A 19,123-nucleotide genomic window follows, 5' to 3' on the forward strand; every position below is an offset into this window, starting at 1 on the left:
TCACGTTCTATTCCTTTTTTGCAGCCGCTTCTGCAGCCTGTGCTTTCCGTCCTGTATCAGTTCTGTGCGGTCCGCTGTCTCTTCCTGCTGACCGGTTCCCGCTTGTAATCTTCTCAGCAACCCAGCGAGTGCATAAATGGTCGGATGGCTGAACATGTCAACCACTGACACTTCCTGCTGAAGTGAACGTTGGAGCTTGGAGTTCATTTGAATAATATCGAGCGAGGTAGCCCCCAGCTCGAAGAAGTTATCATGCAGGCCGACTTGATCAATACCCAGATAGTCCTGCCAAAGCTGGGCTAAAGTCTGCTCCAGTTCGTCCTCCGGAGGCGCAAACGACGTGCTGACCTCGGAACGTGCCGTTGTGCGGGATATGCCGCTCATCTCCCCGTCCACTAGGGATTGCAGGGATGAAGTGCGGGCGGCATGCAGCCGTAAGCTCAAATCCGTCGTCGATACCGTTACCTGAGGCAGACCGCAAGCCAGTGCATACCGGAAAACAGCGATTCCTTCCTCAGGGAACAGCCGGGTCTGCTTGTCCGGACCTTGTGTGGACACTCCCGCTTGCGCCGCAGCGATGGCGACTTCTTGTTCAGCTGCCGCGGCCATTCCGACAGTCTGCCACCCGTCCCAATCAATCGCGACGACATGCGTATTGTCCAGCGCGCGTTTACGGTAGGCGTAAGCATCGAGAAACGCATTGGCTGCACAGTACCCCGCTTGGCCCAAGGCGCCCAGCACACTGGTCAGAGAAGAACACAATACGAGGAAGTCCAGCTTCCTTCCCGCCAGCACTCGCTCGAGGACACGCGTGCCGTTCACCTTGGCCGTCAATGCACGTTCTTCAATCTCCCAAGTCCGCCGCTGGATGAGCGCACCATCGGCCGTGCCGGCCGCGTGGATAACGCCATGAATCGTTCCGAAGCGGTCGACCGCCCGGGCTACGGCCTGCTCCATTTGCTGCTCATTGCTTACATCCGCTTTGCAGACCAGTACCTCGGCCCCGTACAGCTCCAGCTCCTCGAGCTTTTTCAGCTGAATCGCCTGAGTTTCGTCTGCCGTATGTTCGACGCATTGACGCCAGTCCGCTTCTTCCCCTATTCCCGATCGGCTGACAAGTATGAGCTTAGCCCTCACACTCTTCGCCAGATGATCCGCCAAGGTCATTCCTATACCGCCCAAGCCTCCGGTAATTAGGTATACCCCCTCTTCTCTGAGGCCGAAATTCTCTTCGACAGCGGCAGGAACCGGAATTGGAACGTATGTCTGCACCCAGCGGTTCCAACCGCGATACGCGACGAAAATATCCGCTGGAAAAGCGGTTAATTCGGCTTGTAATCGGCCCAATAGCGCTTGCTGCCGATGTTCAGAAACCTCCTGCCCGAGCGAATCCGCAATATCGATGCTGCGACAGCGCACATTGCCGTATTCCTGCGGAATAACCAGACATGCCCCAAGCACCGCTGCTTGTTCCGGCAGCAGCCGCTCATCTCCTGTCACCTCTTGCATACCGGACGTTATGACCGTAAGCTGCAGCTCTTCCTGCAGTCCGCAAGTCCCAATCGCCTGAGCCAGTGCAATAAGGCTGAAATAACCATTAGCCAGTACCCTTGCGCTGCGGGAAGCGGTCCACCCTTCGGTATGTACGCTCTCCTCCGTCAGCCAGGCATGAACAATGCGCTCCGGCATGGTGCCGGCTTCCTTCAAATTCTGCAGCAGCCGGGTATAATGCACTTGCTGCCCCGGATCGATCCCGTACGCTTGATCATCCAGCTTAGCAAACGAATCGGATGGATAAACCGTAACGATGCCATGACCGGCTTGCTGTAACCCCGCTGCCAGCCGGGAACAAATGCCATGCTCTGGCGCAAAAAATAGCCAAGTGGTCTTGGGTTTCATGCCCGCAGCCGCAACTGCCTCTTCGTTCAACAGGGAACGTTCCCAGATTGGCGTGTACAGCCACTCCCGTACAGCATTCTTTTTAATTCCGGCAACGCTTTGGGGTCTTGATTCCTTCGCTTCCTTGCGGACAAGACCTTGCTTTAGAACATCCGTATCAAACGGCGGATCAACCCAATAACGCTTGCGCTCAAACGGATACGTCGGCAGAGCTATCCGCCGGCGCTGTTCATGCGCATGGAATGCCTTCCAATCAGGCCGAGCTCCTTCCAGCCACATGCGTCCCACCTGCTGCAGCAAATAATAGTCGTCACGCACCTGCTCCTTCACATGCCGAACAAGATTGATGACGGCGTGCCGCTCCTTCTTGTCGGGATGCCGGCGCACGAACGCGCTTAATGTGTTGCCGGGACCGACTTCCACAAATACGGTCTTATCGTCATGCAGCAGCTCGCGAAGACCGTCGGCAAAGCGTACGGTCCCGCGCAAATGCCGGACCCAGTAATCGGGATCGACTGTTTCTTCCTTCGTAATCCAGCCTCCGCTTACATTTGAAATATACGGTATGCCCGGGGCCTGCAGCTCCATCCCTTTTAACTTCTGGCGAAACGGCTCCATTGCCGGTTCCATCATGGCGGAGTGAAAGGCATGTGACGTATGCAGTCTTGTGCAGGCCTGCCCTTTCCGGGTCAGCTTTTCTTCCAAAAGCTCTATCGCCTCATGAGATCCCGATACGACGCACATCGCCGGACCGTTAACTGCCGCAATCGATAAGCCTTCGTTCATGAACGGTATGAGTTCCTGCTCAGGTAAGGGTACGCTTAACATCGCTCCCCCCGGCAGACTGTGCATAAGTTTACCCCGCAGCACGACCAGCTCTAGCGCATCTTCTACCGTCAATACTCCTGCCAGACAAGCGGCCACATATTCTCCGACGCTGTGTCCGATCATGGAGGCAGGCTTCAGCCCCCATCCGATCAGCAGATTTGCCAGCGCATAGGAGAATATAAACATGACCGGCTGTGTCACGTCCGTCTGCTTCAAGCGATCACTGTGATCACCGGCCGCTTCGCTACCGGCGGGATACATCAAATCTTTTAAATCAACGTCCATCAACGGACGGATAATGGTAAAACACCGGTCGGCTGCTTCGCGGAATTCCGGCTCATGGTTGTACAGATCCAGTCCCATGTTGACATACTGCGCGCCTTGTCCAGGGAACATAAATACGAGCCTGGGCCATTCATTATCGCCAACACGGCTGTAAACCCGTTCCGGGGGCAGGCTGCCCAACAGCTCCAGCGCTTCCTCCGCAGAAGAACTTACGAGCATGCGCCTATGCTTATATGCCCCGCGGCCGATCTGCAGTGTATAGGCCGCATCGGGTAGAGAAAGGCCTGGATTAGCCCGTAAATACTCGCGTAAGCGGGCTGTAGCTTGTTCAAGTCCTGATTCCGTTTTTGCGGACAATAGGAGCAGCTGTGAATCTCTCCCTTTCGTTTCTTCCGCCCGGGGAGGTGCTTCTTCGAGCACCACATGCACATTGGTTCCACCGATACCGAACGAGCTCACGCCGGCTCTCAGCGGGTGCTGCTCGCTCGTCCAGCTCGTGAGCTCTGTATTGACAATAAACGGACTGCTGGCAAAATCGATTTTGGGATTAGGCTTATCGAAATGTAAGCTCGGCGGAAGCTGCTTGTGCATAATCGCCAGCACCGTTTTGATGAACGCCGCAACCCCGGCGGCACTATTTAAGTGGCCGATGTTCGTCTTGACCGAGCCGATCCGGCAGAACCCTGTTTTGTCCGTCTGGAAAGCCAGCTTAAGCGCTTCGATCTCGACCGGATCGCCCAGCGCAGTACCGGTACCGTGCGCTTCGATATAGCTGATACTCTCCGGAGTGACCCGGCTCATCCGCTGCGCCGCGCGGATTACCTCAGCCTGTCCCTCTACACTGGGAGCGGAGTAACCCATTTTACGCGTACCGTCATTGTTCGCCGCCGAGCCCTTAATAACCGCATAAATAGCGTCTCCGTCGGCTAATGCCTGCTTAAGCGGCTTCAGCACAACGACACCCGCCCCTTCGCCGCCGACGGTTCCCTTGGCATTTGAAGCGAAAGCACGGCAATGGCCATCCGGCGAGCTGACCATACCTTCCTCGTATAAATAACCTTCCGTCCGGGGTACCGTTACGGTAACTCCGCCGGCTAACGCTATCCTGCATTCGCCCGTAAGCAGTGCTCGGCAGGCCAGGTGAATGGCCAGCAGGGAGGTGGAGCAAGCAGAATCGACGTTCATACTCGTGCCTTTTAAATTCAGCTTGTGGGCAATACGCGTGCTCAAGAAATCTTTGTCCGACAAAGCCAGTGCGGCGAACTGCTCGGCTGTGCTCTCGCTGCGCGAGAGCATGGCCACTAGCTGCCAGTAAATACTCGATGATGCCCCTGCGTACAGACCGATAGCGCCGTTTGTCTGCTCCGTGTCGTAGCCCGCATGCTCCAACGCTTCATAGGCGCACTCATGGAAGATCCGCAGCTGCGGATCAATGACTTCAGCCTCGCGCGGGGAATAATCAAAAAAATCAGAATCAAACCATTCCGCATCCGGTACGAGCCCTTTCGCTCTTACATATCTGGGATTTCGAATCAGTTCGGGATCGACGCCTGCCGCCTCAAGTTCGCTATCGGAGAAGAAATGGATCGATTCCTTGCCGTTTCTCAGATTATCCCAGTACTCCTCGATATTTCGCGCTTCGGGAAACCGGCCCGCCATGCCAATCACAGCGATTTCCAGCCCGGTAGCCGTTTGTGAATGTCTGCTATTAGTCATCATGCGCTCCCTCCAGAATCAGCATCGTCTGTTCCATGGTTTCGAATCCCGCATCCATCTCTTCGTTGTCGGCCATATCTTGGGGCATTGGAGCCTCCCCATTGTCCATCCTCTGTAAATAGCCGCCGAGCGCCGAAACCGTAGTGTACTGGAACATAACGGGTACTGGAATGTCATGCCCGAAGGTTTCCTTCAGCATATTGACTACCTGGACCAGCTGAAATGAGTTGCCTCCCAGGTCGAAAAACGTATCCTGTACCCCGACTTTGTCTTCGCTAACCGCCAAAACCTCGGCCCAGATCCGGACCAGTGTGTTCTCTGTTTCACCCTGTGGTGCCACGTATTTCTTGCCAGTATGAACATGAGCTTTCGGATCAGGTAATGCTTTCATATCCAGTTTGCCGTTTGCCGTTACAGGAAGCTCATTCAGGTAGACAAAATAGGCCGGAATCATATAAGCGGGCAGCTGCCCGGAGAGATGCTCCCGAAGTTTAGCAGCGGAGAGATCATCCGGCCCGGTATAGTACGCGCATAAGAAGTTCTGCCCGCTCTCATCTTCCATGATGCGGATTACAGCTTCGCGAACTTCCTCGTGACGCCGCAGCAGAGCTTCGATCTCACCGGGCTCTATGCGATATCCCCGTACCTTGACCTGATCGTCCTGTCGGCCCAAGTACTCCAGCGTTCCGTCTTGAAGCCAGCGTCCCAGATCACCCGTCAAATACAGGCGCTCTCCGGGAGCGAACGGGTGAGGGACGAATTTCTCTGCTGTCAGCTCCGGTCGACCGAGATAACCGCGAGCCAGACCCGCACCCGAAACGCAGATTTGGCCAGGCAATCCTGGTGGAAGCAGCTGAAAATTAGCGTCTAATATATAAACCTTGGCATTATCGACCGGTCGCCCGATCGGAATGCCTCCGTTGTCCGGCTTAATTTCGGTGAACGTAGTCACGACCGTATTCTCAGTAGGACCGTAATTATTGAACAGCCTGTAGTTGCCCGGCTTATACCGCTTCAAGCGATCGCCGCCTGTTAACAAGATCCTCAGCGGGGTCTGTTCCCGGTCCGGCAAATCCATGAACTGCTCGCACATCAGAGTCGGCAGGAAGGCGATGGTAATGCCATTCTCTGTGAAAAAATCATCCAGTTTGTTTGCATCCAGTCTGATCTCGGATGGCACGATGTGAATGCATGCCCCTGCAAGCAGATAGGGAAACACTTCCCACACCGAAGCGTCAAATCCGAAACCGGCATACTTGATGCTGCGATCCAATGTTGTTACACCAAAAGTGCGATTGTGCCAGAAGGCCAGATTGACAAGCGAACGGTGCTCAATCATGACACCTTTCGGCTGTCCTGTTGACCCGGATGTATAGATAACATAGGCCAGATCATCCGCTGTGCTCTCTAATGCCAAATTACCTGCTTCGCCGGCAAACAACTCTTCATCATCCAGACACAGCGTCTTGCGGCCTCTCATTCTGCCGATAAAAGCCTGTTGTGTCAGCACCACTTGTGCGCGGCTGTCTTCCAGCATGTACGTTAAGCGCTCGTCGGGATAATCCGGGTCTATCGGCAGGAAAGCACCACCGGCTTTAAGGACGGCCATCATACCAAGCATCATGTCAGCGGAAGGCGCAAACAGCATGCCTACGATGTCACCCGCCCCGATTCCTTCAGTCCTCAGTACCCGGGCGAGCTGGTTGGCCTTCTCATTCAGCTCACCATACGTCATGTACTGCCCCTGGTTAACGATGGCAGGCGCATGCGGGGTCCGTGCAGTCTGCTCTTCAAACCATTGCTGAACGGTCTTATGTTCAAGAAACTCGGCTGGACTGCCGGCCAGAGGGCCAAGAAGATCCTCTCTCTCCCCCGGCAGCAGTATGTCGATGCTGTTCAGCGGAAGATCCGGATTCGCCAGCGTCTCCCGCAGCAGAAGTGTGTAACGCGAGACAAGTTTATCTATCGTGTCGCTGCGGTAGAGCTGTGCGTTATATTGAACCGTACCGCTGATGCGGTCTTGCTTCCTGCAAAAAGAAAACAACGTAGTCCATTTCACATTCCAGAAATAACGTTCTTCATGAATGTTGTCGAGCAGCAATGCCGCCTCGAATAACGGATGTGCGATGGGATCATCCGTTTGAAGCGCCAACTGTTCCGCCACCATCTCCATCGGATAGCTCTGATGATCCACTGCTGCCACAACCGTATCTTGCGTGTGAAGAAGACATTGTCTGAACGAGAGTGAGTGATCGATCTTAATCCGCAAAGGCAATACGGAATTGATAAATTCGGCCTCTTCCTTCTGCTTATAGATAGGAGTCCCTAGCGTAACGACACTTCGATTGGACATTTTGGCCAGCAAAACGGCGAGTGCAGCAGATAGTACGACATGAAGCTTTGAATCCGATTCATTGCTGACTTGCAGCAGCCGGTCCGTCAGGTCCTGCGGAAAGAAAAATGAAGCTTCTTCTACCGTCACCCCTGTTCCGCGCGTATAATCGCCGGGAAACCCGCTCTTGTCATATTCTCCGGACAATGCGGACAACCAGTAATCCCGTTCCTTGCTCTTTTGAGAAGCTGCCACTGCCAGTCGGTCCAAACGATTTTCAAGCCCCATCCCTATTCCTCCCTTTCTTCCTCCGGCTTTCACTCATAGTCCGAAATCTCCCCGGGCTCCGGCAAGATAGACAGGTTCGGGCTCAGATAAATGATGAGCAATCGTAATGTCCTTCAGCTTCTTGTCCGGATCTGCCAGAACACCGGATATAATATCCTGCATATAACCTGCATAACGCACAATCGTGTCTCTAAGGAATAAGCGTGTACTGTATTCAAACTTGAAGGACAGTCTTTCCCCGTCCTCCTCCGCAATCAGAGATAAATCGAAATGAGAGGCATCGTGAACGAACGGGAATGGCTCCATCTTCAGGCCCGGAATGCTCATCTCAGGGTTCTGCATATTCTGAAGCGCGAATACAACATCAAATACTGGATTACGGGCCAAATCACGGTCCTGACCCAACTGCTGAACCATTTCTTCAAACTGGTAGTCCTGATTAGCAAATGCATCCAAGGTTGTGCTCCGCACAGTTTGGAGAAGAGCACTGAAGCTCATTTCTTCATCCAATTGATTACGCAGCGGAAGCATGTTAACGAACTTGCCGATAATAAGATGCAAAGCCTGCTGTTTGCGGCCGATAATCGGGGTCCCTACAACGATGTCATGTTGTACACAAACTTTGGAGAGAAGCAGGTTGTAAGCGGCGAGCAGCGTCATGAACAACGTTACATCTTCCTTCAGGCAGAGCGACTTCAAAGCTTGGGTCTGCTCCATACTCAGATCAAAGGGAACTCGGCTGCCGGAGAAATTTCTTGCCTCTGGGCGCGGATAATCCGTGCGCAGAGCTAGCCGGGGAACTTCCTGCAGCTGATTTAGCCAGAATTCTCCCTGCCGTTGCTGCTCTTCCGTTTCTTTCATCCGGTTCTGCCATTCTGAAAAGTCCTTATACTGCAGCTCAAGCTCGGGCAAGTCACGGCCAGCATACAGGGCCATAAAATCGTTAACGAATATGTCCTGTGATAAACCGTCCGACACGATATGATGAAGATCCACCATCAACACATGCCGCTCATCCTCAAGCTTGATCAGTCCGGCGCGCATCAAAGGCGCCCGGGTCAAGTCAAAGGGCCGCACGAACTTCGCCACTGTTTCGCGGATTTTCGCAGCCGTTTCCCCTTCCTCATCAAGGAGTCCAGCGTCCGATGTCCCCGGCTCAATTTCGCCGCTGAAGTCCGCATATTCAACCTCGAACTCGACGGTTTCGTTGATTTTCTGCATGGGCAAGCCGTTAACCAATTCAAATGAAGTACGCAAGCTTTCATGACGCTCAATCAGCTGCCGGAGTACCGCTTCCATACGAGCTTTGTCCAGCTTGCCTTTTAAAATGCCGGCGACAATTTCGTTATATCCCGTATGTCCCTTCTCCATCTGCTGGATCAGATACAGACGCTTCTGCGCAGAGGATAACTCGTAATATTCGCGGATTGAGGCCTTTTCGATATCATGGTAGGTACTCTGTTCCGCCTCATCGATAAAGGCGGCAAGCTGCCGGATTGTCGGCATATTGAAAAAGACGGGCAAGCTGATTTCCACCTTCATTTCTCTATGAATCCCGGTAACAACCGTAATTGCTTTGAGTGAATCTCCACCCAGTTCGAAGAAATCATCCTGCACCCCGATCCGGTCTATCCGGAAAAACTGCTCCCACATCCCGCAGAGCCTGCGTTCGGACTCTGTTACGGGAGCGATATATTCACCGGACAGCGCGGGGCGGGTGTAGAAGCCGCCGTCTCCCTTCGGGAGAGGTGCCTCTTCCTGAGCCGTCCGTTTCACCCACTTGTCGATCCGATCCTGCAAGCTGCCGGTCGACAGGACGATCTGGCCTGCTTCCCGGACCGACAACACGCGCCTCAGCAGCTCGATCGCCTCTTCTGGCGCAATGAGCAGCTCGGATATCGAAGCGCCCGCTTGCCCATGAATCGTCTGCTCTTTCTCCAGCTGCCAACCGTCCCAGTTGACACTGGTCCAAGCCGTGCTCAGACGACGGTTGCGATCGTGTACATAGGCATCCATAAAATGGTTCGCTGCTGAATAGGCGGTAAAGCCTAATCCGCCCAGCATCGGAGACAGCGACGAGGCCAGCAGACAGAAATCAAGCTCCTTGTCAGCCAACACTCGATCCAGAACATAGAGTCCATACAGCTTTGCTTGGAAATGCTGTTCGCTTAATTCCTCGTCTGTCTCCTCCAGCATCCTAAATGCCGCTTCCCCAGTCATACCCGCTGTATGGATAACTCCGTTTAAGGAACCGAACACTGACTCGATTTGCCGGACAGCCTCCTTCATTTGCTCTAAGTCCGACGAGTTCGCCGTTAACACAAGTACCTCGGCTCCCTGGGATTCGAGCTGCTTCAGCTTGCCAATCTGGACACTGACGGTATTCTCAGGGCCGTGTTCGGCAAGCCACTGTTCCCATTTGTCATTGGTCGGGAATGATGAGCGGGTGGTGAAGACAAGCTTTGCCTGTACGCTTCGGGCCAAATGACCTGCGAGAACCTGGCCGATATATCCTAATCCGCCCGTGATCAAATAAACGCCGCCTTGACGGAGTCCCGATGCTTCCGCTTCAGGTTCCGCTATTTTAACGGGCTCATAACCGAGAACCCAGCGTTCGTTATCGCGATAGGCAGCCGCCAATTCAAACCGGGCAGCGCCGAACTCGTCCAGCAGGCGGCGGATCAGCCTGTCTCTCTGCCAGCTTCCCGCTTCCGGCAGGTTAATATCGATACTGTGACAATGAATGTTAGGTAATTCTTGCGGAATAACCCGGCATGGTCCAAGTACCGTCGCTTTCTCAGGATACAGGACAGATTCGCCGGCAATAGCGTGCATATGATCCGTCAGCACCCACATGTGTATTTCATGACCTGAAGCTTGTTTTTTCAGTGCCTTGCCCGTGTATAACAAGCTGTAGTATCCACGTTCCTGTGTGGCAGTCAGCCAAGATGCACCGCTGTCACAAGAGGATGGAGCGGAAATTCCCCAAGCGTGAAGCAGCAGGTCAGGCGAGGTTCCCCCGGCTTCCAGATCCGCAAAAAGTTTCATATAATGATGTTCATTTTGCGGATTCACGATATATTGATGAGCTGTGACCCGTTCGTAGTGCTCGCCCGCTCTAACGAAAACAATTTGCCCTCCGTACTCGGCTATAGACTGCATAATATCGGCAGCCAAGCCGTTTTCATCGGCGAATACAAGCCAATTTCCGGCAATGTTTGCGTTCATGCTGGCGGAGCCAGGAAGCAGCTGTTCTTTTTTCCATGTCGGTACATAGAACCAGTCGGACATATCCGGCAGCTTGGTCACCTTGCCGCCCGCGCCCTGAATCTTGTTCTTAGCGCTGCCCACCGGCAGTGAAGTACCGGCAGCATACTCGATCCAATAGCGCTGCCCGGCAAACGGATAAAGAGGTAGAGAGATACGCCGTCGCGGTTCTTCTCCATGAAATGCCCTCCAATCGATGGACTGGCCGTAGAGCCACAATCTCCCGATCCGGTTAACGAGCAGGGAGGTGTCCGGTATACTGCTATGCTCAGGCGGCATAAGGTTTAGTGCCTGCTGTCCGCGCTCTGTATCGATGTAGCGACGCGCCAAGAGTGTCAAATCCTGTCCCGGACCGATTTCCACGAACAGCCTGCCCTGCTGCTCTGCAAGCCGCTCAATCCCATCCGCAAAACGAACGGTATCCGTCATGTGCCGAGTCCAATAACCCGGGTCTGTCGCTTCTTCATCCGTTATCCAATTGCCCGTCGTTGTAGAGACATACGGTATTTGGGGCGGATTCAAACGGACCTGTCGGACGGCTTCGGCGAACGGCTCCGCCACTTCGTGAAGAAGCGAAGAATGAGCAGCCGTTGACACCGGCAATCTCATACAAACGAATTTGCCCGCCTTCATCTGCTGTTCGAATGCGGCGATTTCTTCTTCTGGGCCGGATACAATGCAGGAAGGCCCGTTGACGACCGCCAGTGATATGGAGCCGCTAAGAAGGGGTTTGATATCTTGCTCAGGAAGAGGCACGCTGAGCATCCCGCCTGGCGGCACCTGATGCATAAGCTCTCCGCGCAGTATGATGAGACGCATCGCCTCTTCCAGTGACATGACGCCGGCGAGGCAAGCGGCAGCATACTCGCCGAAGCTGTAACCTATCATCGCATCCGGCTTCACTCCCCATGACAGGAGAAGACGCGCGAGCGCAAATTCGAGCATAAGCATGGCAGGCTGGATATGTTTAGTCTGATTTAATTGAAGGGACGCTTCCGCAGTCTCTGCGTCTGCATCCGGGTACAGCATTACCTTCATATCAGAGCCGGTAATGTCGAGATACAGACGGAAGCAGTGGTTCATCTCTTCTCGGAACACGGGCTCGGTCTCATACAAGCCTTTCCCCATGTTGATATATTGCGATCCTTGCCCGGAGAACATGAACACGATTGAACCGCGCTCCTCCCCGGTCGTGCCGGAGATTACTTTCCGTGCATCGAAGCTTGCCCTGTCAGCAGCAGGCGTCAGTGCTGCTATCGCTTCCTCAACCGTGCTGCAGGAGAGCAGGCGCCGGTATCTGAAGGGACGCCGGCCGGTCTGCAAGGTATACGCAATATCGGCCAGATTCACCGAAGGATGCTCCTTGAGATAGACGCCTAGATTGGCTGTCATCGAATCGAGTGCATCCGGTGTCTGTGCGGACAATACCAGCACCTGATGGGTCCGGCCCTTCCCAGTGGCTTCCTGTATAGGCGCCTCTTCCATGACGACGTGGGCATTCGTTCCACCTATTCCGAAGGAACTGACTCCCGCGCGCAGCGGATAATCATCGTTGCGCCAATCGGCCAGGCCGGTATTGACTACGAAAGGACTGTTCGCGAAATCAATATTCGGATTCGGGGTCTCATAATGCAAGCTGGGCGGAAGCTGTTTATGATGAAGCGCCAGCGCCGTCTTGATCAAACCCGCCACCCCTGCTGCGGCATCCAGATGTCCTATGTTCGTTTTTACGGAGCCTATGCGGCAGAAGCCGGTCTTGTCCGTCCGGAATGCCTTCGTCAACGCCTCGATCTCGATCGGATCGCCAAGCGTAGTTCCCGATCCGTGCGCCTCAACGTAAGTGATACTTTCGGCTGGAACTCCTGCGGCTTCTTGAGCTCTGGCGATAACATCAGCTTGGCCCTGTACGCTTGGCGCCGTATAACCGACCTTGCGACTGCCGTCATTGTTGATAGCCGAGCCTTTGATTACCGCATAAATCCGGTCACCATCTGTGATAGCTGCCTCGAGCGATTTGAGCGCCACGAATCCGACGCCGTCTCCGCCTATCGTCCCCTTGGCTTTGGCATCGAAGGTGCGGCAATGACCGTCCGGCGACTTAACCATTCCTTCCTGATAAAGATACCCCGATTTATGAGGAAGCACGATAGAAGCGCCTCCGGCCAGAGCCAGATCGCAATCCCCGTTAAGAATAGACTGGCAAGCCAAATGTACAGCTACCAGTGAGGTAGAACAGGCCGTTTGCAAACTAATCGCAGGACCTTTCAAATTCAGCTTATGCGAAATACGAGTGCTGACCGTATACGAATCATTCAGCGAATCAACCTCAAACATATCCGATAAATTCCCGTGCAAGCGGTCAGACAGCTGCGACAACCAGTGGAAATTGTTCGTAACCCCGGCAAACAGCCCGATAGACCCAACATGTCGCTGCGGGTCACAGCCGGCATCCTCCAGCGTATGCCACGCGCATTCGTGCAGCAGACGAACTTGAGGATCCATCATCGCCGCCTGATCCGGAGTATAACCGAAGAAGGCCGGATCGAAGTGGTCCATCTCATCCAGCACGCCCTTTGCTTTGACAAACTCAGGCCGCTCCAAAAGCTGGCGGTCAAATCCATACTCTGCCAGTTCGTCATCCGAAAAAAATGAGATCGACTCTCTGCCCTGCTGCAAATTGCTCCAAAACTCACTGATATTTCGTGCGCCAGGGAATCTGCCGGCCAAACCAATAACTGCAATATCCCGGCTGCCTTCATTCTCGTGCTTCGTACGGCCGGGTTGTGCCAGGGAAGGCTGCTCGTTCTTCCTAGTGGGTGCTGCACTCTCGCTCTTCCGTTCTGCTGATCGTTCCGTTTCGCCTGCCAAATGCACAGCCAGTTCATACACGGTGGGGTATTGGAACAGCGTGACGATTGAAATCTCACGCTTAAGCTGTCTTTGCAGTCTGCTCTGCAGTTGGATGAGGCTAATCGAATTGCCGCCTACTTCAAAATACTTATCGTGGATACCGATGCGGTCCAGCTCAAGCACGGCTTTCCAGGCGTCTGCAATCAGATTCTCCAGCTCTGTCCTCGGCATCGCAGCTTCCTGAACCTCGCGGGGAGCCTCCGCAAGCGCAGGCAGTGCCTTGCGGTCCAGCTTTCCGTTAGGTGTAAGCGGTATCTGTTCCAGATGGACAATGTGAGACGGTATCATGTAATCGGGCAATCTTGCGGCAAGATATACCCGCAGGTCAGATGCGGACACCTTCTCGGAAGCAGCCACATAGGCACATAACTCAGTCTGGGCGCCCCGTCGCTGAACCGTCACCGCCGCTTCTTGCACCGATTTGTGCTGCAGCAGCATCGACTCAATTTCACCAACTTCGATGCGGTGGCCGCGGATTTTGACTTGCTGATCCATTCGTCCCATATATTCAATGGTTCCGTCTTCAAGCCAACGCGCCATATCGCCAGTCTTGTAGATCACGCCGCCAGGGCGGAAGGGATCCGGTACAAATTTCTCCGCCGTCAGATCCGGCCGATTCAAGTACCCGAGCGCAACACCGTCACCTCCGACGATCAGCTCGCCGGGAATGCCGATCGGCAGCAGGTTATCATAGCGGTCGACGATATAAGCCGTAGAATTGCTGATAGGCGGCCCGATCGGAATATGCTCGTTAAATTCACGGTCGATACGGAAGCAGGTGGAAATAACCGTGTTTTCGGTAGGACCGTAGGCGTTCCAAATCGTCAGTCCAGGACATGCTTGCCGAACAGCCTCAATGTGCTTCGGAGAGAGTACATCGCCGCCTACGACCAGGTTCCGCATCCCGGCGAACATGTCTGGACGCTGCTGGGCCAACTGATTGAATAATGCCGGAGTCAGCAGTCCACCCGATATTGCGCGCGTACGCAAAAAGGCATCCAGTTTGGCATTGTCAAGCAGCGTATGTTTGTCCGCAATATGCAGGCTAGCCCCGTTCAAGAGCGCCCCGAACACCTCGAATGTTAGAGCATCAAAGCCGATTGCTCCTGCCTGAAGGACGCAGTCATGCGCTTCGAACTGGACGTGGTTCGTGTTCCGAACCAGCCTCACAATTCCTCGGTGCCCGACAATGACACCTTTGGGCTTACCGGTCGAACCGGATGTATACATGACGTAAGCAGGATGTTCCGAACTGCCTGCCTGAGGCAACTCGGACGCTTCGCCGAGATGAAGCAGCGCTTCGTCCAGCTTCAGCACCTGGGCATGTTCCGGTATCAGATCCTCAAGGCCCGGTGAAGCCAGCACTGTGCGCACATTGCCATCAGACAGCATATAGGCGATCCTTTCGGCAGGATGCGCGGAATCAATCGGCAGATAGACCCCTCCCGCTTTCAGAATGCCGAAGATTCCGGCAACCAATTCTGTGGATCTGTTCGCCATCAAGCCCACAATCTGGCCGCTTTCCATGCCTTTCGCCTGCAGCGAACGAGCAATCCGGTTAGCCTGCTCATTCAGCTCGCGATAGGTATAGGATATATGCTCATCTGTTACAGCCGTACTCTCAGGGGACAACAGCACCTGTTCCTCGAACAGCTCATGAACCATTTTCTCACTGGGATAATTTGAAGTTGTCAGGTTGAATAACAGAATTTGCTCCCGCTCTTCATGGGTAAGAATCCCGATATCCTTAAGCCTGGTCTCCCGGTATGTAGTAACCTGGACTTGGGCTTGTGTGATTTGTTCAAGAATATAGAGATAATGATGAGCAAGCTTCTTGACCATATCCTCGTGATACGCCTGTTTATTATATGAGAAGGTTAATTCCAGCTCTTCGGCCACGGTAATGCGAAGTGTCAAATCGAACTCGGTCTCTTCCTCAATGTGATGGGGTTCAATAATAAGCGGTCCGTCGGTGCTTGTAACCACTTCATCCAGCGGATAATTCTCCACTACGACTAGGGTATCGAACGGACTACCTTCAGCCCGGAGCCCTCCGTATGTTTTAATATCCGTCAAGGAAGTGTTCGCATGCTCTTCGCTTGCTTGAATCGATGCATTCACCTCGGCCAGGAGCTCGGGGATCATTTTATCCGGACCCGCCGTTATGCGAAACGGGAGCGTGTTAATGAATAAGCCGACCATGTGCTCCATTCCGGGAATAATCGTATTGCGTCCTGACACCGTAGTACCGAACAATACGTCGTCACTATTAGTGTAGTGCTGAAGCAGAATGCCCCACGCCGTATAGAACAGAGCGGCCTGCGTCACTTCCTCGGAACGGACCCACTGATGCAGTCCGGCAGTGAAGGTGCTGCCTCGTTGTTCTGTGTATACAGCCATGTCCGGCATCCCCGAAACTTTTGTGCTCCTTGTAACGATGGGCCGGTTCTGCATGTCATGCAAGTACTGGCTCCAGTAGTTCTCTTGTGTTTGCTTGTCCTGCTGCTGCAGCAAAGAGATAAACTGCTTGAGGTGCGGCTTGTATTGCCGCTCCGGCTCTTGCCCCTGCGCCAGCATCAGGTAGGCGCTCCGCCATTCCTTTAACAGGATTCCGGTGCTCCAGCCATCGAACAAGATATGGTGAAAGCTCATTAGCAGGGTGTGTTCGCGCTCGGTCTGCTTACACAGCGTCAAGCGGAAGGGCACCTGATCCAGCTTGAATTTTTCCTTTTTATCGGCGGCAATCCGGTCTGCAATCAGCCCAGCCTGCGCATTTTCGTCATAATCGGAATAGTCCTCATAACGAATAATGGGACGGTGCTCCCGCAGCACGATTTGAACAGGCTGGTTCACCTCTTCCCAGCGGAACAAAGACCGCAGCGCCTCGTTGCTCCGCACAACGTAGGCCCACGCCTGTTCAAACAACGAGGGCTTCAGCTCCCCGCTGACGGCAAGTGCGATCAACTCTACATACTGCGTAGTTTCGGGATCTCTCAAGTATTGAAGCAGCATCCCGGACTGCATAGGAGACAATGCCAAAATATCTTCAACATTGCTTTTGTCCAGCTTCTGAGGTTTCTTCACACTCTCACCCATCCTTTTCTATTCGAACTTCCCCTGCTTCTTTACCGCATATTTGCGAAGTCCGTATTGAGAAATGACCTGCTGCTGAATTTGGCTGGTGCCTTCAATGATTTCCAGCACTTTGGCTTCCCGAAATAACCGCTCGGCAGGGTAGCCGGTGCGGCAGCCATTGCCGCCGTGAACTTGCACCGTATCGTTCGTGACCTCAACAGCAACTTTCGATGTAAAATATTTGGCGATCGCTGTCTCGTCAACCGCTTCCGCCGCCCCGCCTTTTCGCATTTCACCTGCGGCTATACAAAGCGTACGCGCGGCATGAACCTTGGTGACCGCGTCCCCAATCATTCCTTTGACCAACTGGAACTGGTGCAGCTTCTCTCCGAATTGGGACCGCGACATCGAGTAGGCTACCATCGCTTCCAGCGCCTCGCCTGCAATTGCCGCTCCTGCCCAAGCAATGCTGTATCTGCCATGATCAAGCGCGGTGGATACGATATAAGTAAAGCCTCCGCCTACGATGCCGAGCACGTTCTCCGCCGGAATTCTCACTTCATTGAGCTGAATCTCCGCAATGTGAGCCCCCCGGTTGCCGAGCATGCCTTGCATAGGGATTGTATGCACTCCTTCACGTTCGCGCTCTACGATGAATGAGGTGATTTGCCCGCCCGAATCAGCTGCGATCACAACGAAAAAATCAGCGATTGCGGCGAATGAAATCCACTTTTTGCTGCCATTCAGAATATAATGGCTTCCTTCTGTACGGTAGGTGGTCTGTACGCTTTTAGCATCCGAGCCCACATTTGGTTCTGATAAGGCGAACGCGCCCAGCTTCTCCGCCCGCGCCATCTGTGGCAGCCAGTATTTTTTCTGTTCCTCTGTGCCGAATCGCAGCATGGTCTCTCCGAGCAGTGAGGTTTGAACGGTTATCAGAGCCCTCGTGTTGCAGCAAGCTTTGCCGATTTGCTCTGTAAACAGTCCGTATGCCACAGGATCCAGCCCCAGACCGCCATATTCCTCCGGCCAACTGGCCGCCAGATATCCCAATTGCCCCATTTTGTTAATCAAGGTGCGGGGCAGTTCGCCTTTGACATCGATTTCTCCTGCGAGCTGCCGGATTTCCCGATCGGCAAAAATTTTAGCCTCCTCTACGACTTGGGCGGCAGACCCGCATGTCTGTCCAATCATCGCTTAGGCCTCCTGCTTATGCTTTTCGATTAGCTTTACGATATTGTTAAGCGTGCTGAAATTGGCGATATCCAAATCCTCATTGCTGACCGTGAATCCGAATTCTTGTTCGATGTAGCTGAGGAGTTTCATCGCGAACAACGAATTGACGAAGCCCTTTTGAAAAATATGATCATCGTCAGTGAACACGGCCTCGTCTTCAAATACAACCAGATTGCTTTCAATAAAATTGCGGATTTTTTGTTTGATTTCCATCTAGTTACCCCTCTTCCCAGCAACCGTTACCAACACATCAATGTAAGGCGGAAACGGTTGAATATGATTTAAATCGTTCTCGAACAGAATGTTTCCTTCTCCGTCATTGGAGATTTCCGTGAAACTAGCGAAACGGTACGTGACGTACATCATCTTGTTGCGGTCCGTCTGTTTAAAGTCGGCCCTAAGTACTTTCCCTTCATTCTTCGCCTGCTGCATGATATACGTGAGCATGACGGTACCGACTCCGCGAGACATCACTCTGCAGGACATGAGCAGCATTTTCAGATGCCAGCAGCTTTCCTTCAATTCGATCAGAGCGAGCCCGATCTTGCCGTAAGAGCCGTATTTATCCGTCAATTCGCACACGAGCAGGATATGATTATCCGACCGTCTGATTTTGTCCAATTCCTCATAACTGTACGTATAACCCGTCGCATTCAGCTGATTCGTGCGAATGGTCAGTTCCTCCGCCCGTTTCAAGTCCTCCTCTCTAGCCTCGCTAATGACAAAGCGCATGCCGAGCGAGCTGAGAAACGCCTCTTGGGGGCCCTCAAACGATTCTTCCTCGTTTTTGCGCAGTATGTCTTCCAGATACATGGCCCGCCTACGTCTTGAATCTTCCGTAATGAACCGGGGATTGAGCCGCGGGTGACCGAGCAATGTCTCGTATGGCGTCACATCCAAACACTCTACCTCTGGATGGACGCTTAGGACCTCATCCCGTTCGAAGGGCTGATCGTCGATGAATAGGATCGTGTCCATCCCGATGTTCAAGTTCAAGCGTATTTTATCGATCGACGTTGATTTGGCATTCCAGTTGATTTCGGGATACAGGAAATAGGTATCGATGCCGAACTCCTTCAGCTTGTCCAGCGCATGCTCCGTATCATTGCGGCTTGCGATGGATTGCAGAATGCCGCGAGAATCCAGTTCCGCGAGAAGCTCGCGCATGCGCGGCTTTAGCTTAACCTCATCGGACTCCAGCAATATACCGTCCCACATCGTATTGTCCAGATCCCAGATCACGCATTTGACTTCCTTTAGCTTGTCCGCTGCTTTGTTCATCGTTAT

6 protein-coding genes are annotated in these 19,123 nt (G+C 53.5%); all 6 read right to left on the reverse strand.

Features of this window, described 5'->3' with window-relative positions:
* Genes ACOZB4_RS22820 through ACOZB4_RS22845 form a run of 6 tightly spaced genes read right to left on the reverse strand, consistent with a single transcriptional unit; the run spans position 1 to position 19,117 of the window.
* Complete coding sequence (locus ACOZB4_RS22820) at positions 1-4,728, reverse strand: SDR family NAD(P)-dependent oxidoreductase (protein ID WP_422759655.1); 4,728 nt, start codon at positions 4,726-4,728, stop codon at positions 1-3.
* Positions 4,721-7,348 carry a non-ribosomal peptide synthetase gene (locus tag ACOZB4_RS22825; RefSeq protein ID WP_379406678.1) on the reverse strand — a complete coding sequence of 876 codons (2,628 nt, stop codon included), beginning with the start codon at positions 7,346-7,348 and terminating at the stop codon, positions 4,721-4,723. Before ACOZB4_RS22825 ends, ACOZB4_RS22820 begins: the two co-directional genes overlap by 8 nt.
* A gap of 33 nt (positions 7,349-7,381) precedes the next feature.
* Complete coding sequence (locus ACOZB4_RS22830) at positions 7,382-16,621, reverse strand: amino acid adenylation domain-containing protein (protein WP_379406677.1); 9,240 nt, start codon at positions 16,619-16,621, stop codon at positions 7,382-7,384.
* Between the two features lie 6 nt (positions 16,622-16,627).
* Positions 16,628-17,794, reverse strand: a complete 1,167-nt coding sequence (locus ACOZB4_RS22835) for an acyl-CoA dehydrogenase family protein (RefSeq protein WP_379406676.1) — start codon at positions 17,792-17,794, stop codon at positions 16,628-16,630.
* A 3-nt stretch (positions 17,795-17,797) separates the two neighbouring features.
* A complete protein-coding gene (locus ACOZB4_RS22840; protein ID WP_379406675.1) occupies positions 17,798-18,049 on the reverse strand; it encodes an acyl carrier protein in 252 nt (83 codons plus the stop codon).
* Positions 18,050-19,117 (reverse strand): HAD-IIIC family phosphatase, encoded by a 1,068-nt coding sequence (locus tag ACOZB4_RS22845; RefSeq protein ID WP_339268136.1) that lies wholly within the window; start codon positions 19,115-19,117, stop codon positions 18,050-18,052.
* Between the last annotated feature and the right edge of the window lie 6 nt (positions 19,118-19,123).

Origin of the sequence: Paenibacillus sp. NPDC058898 (assembly GCF_049316025.1) — a bacterium.
Lineage (GTDB): Bacteria > Bacillota > Bacilli > Paenibacillales > Paenibacillaceae > Paenibacillus_AQ.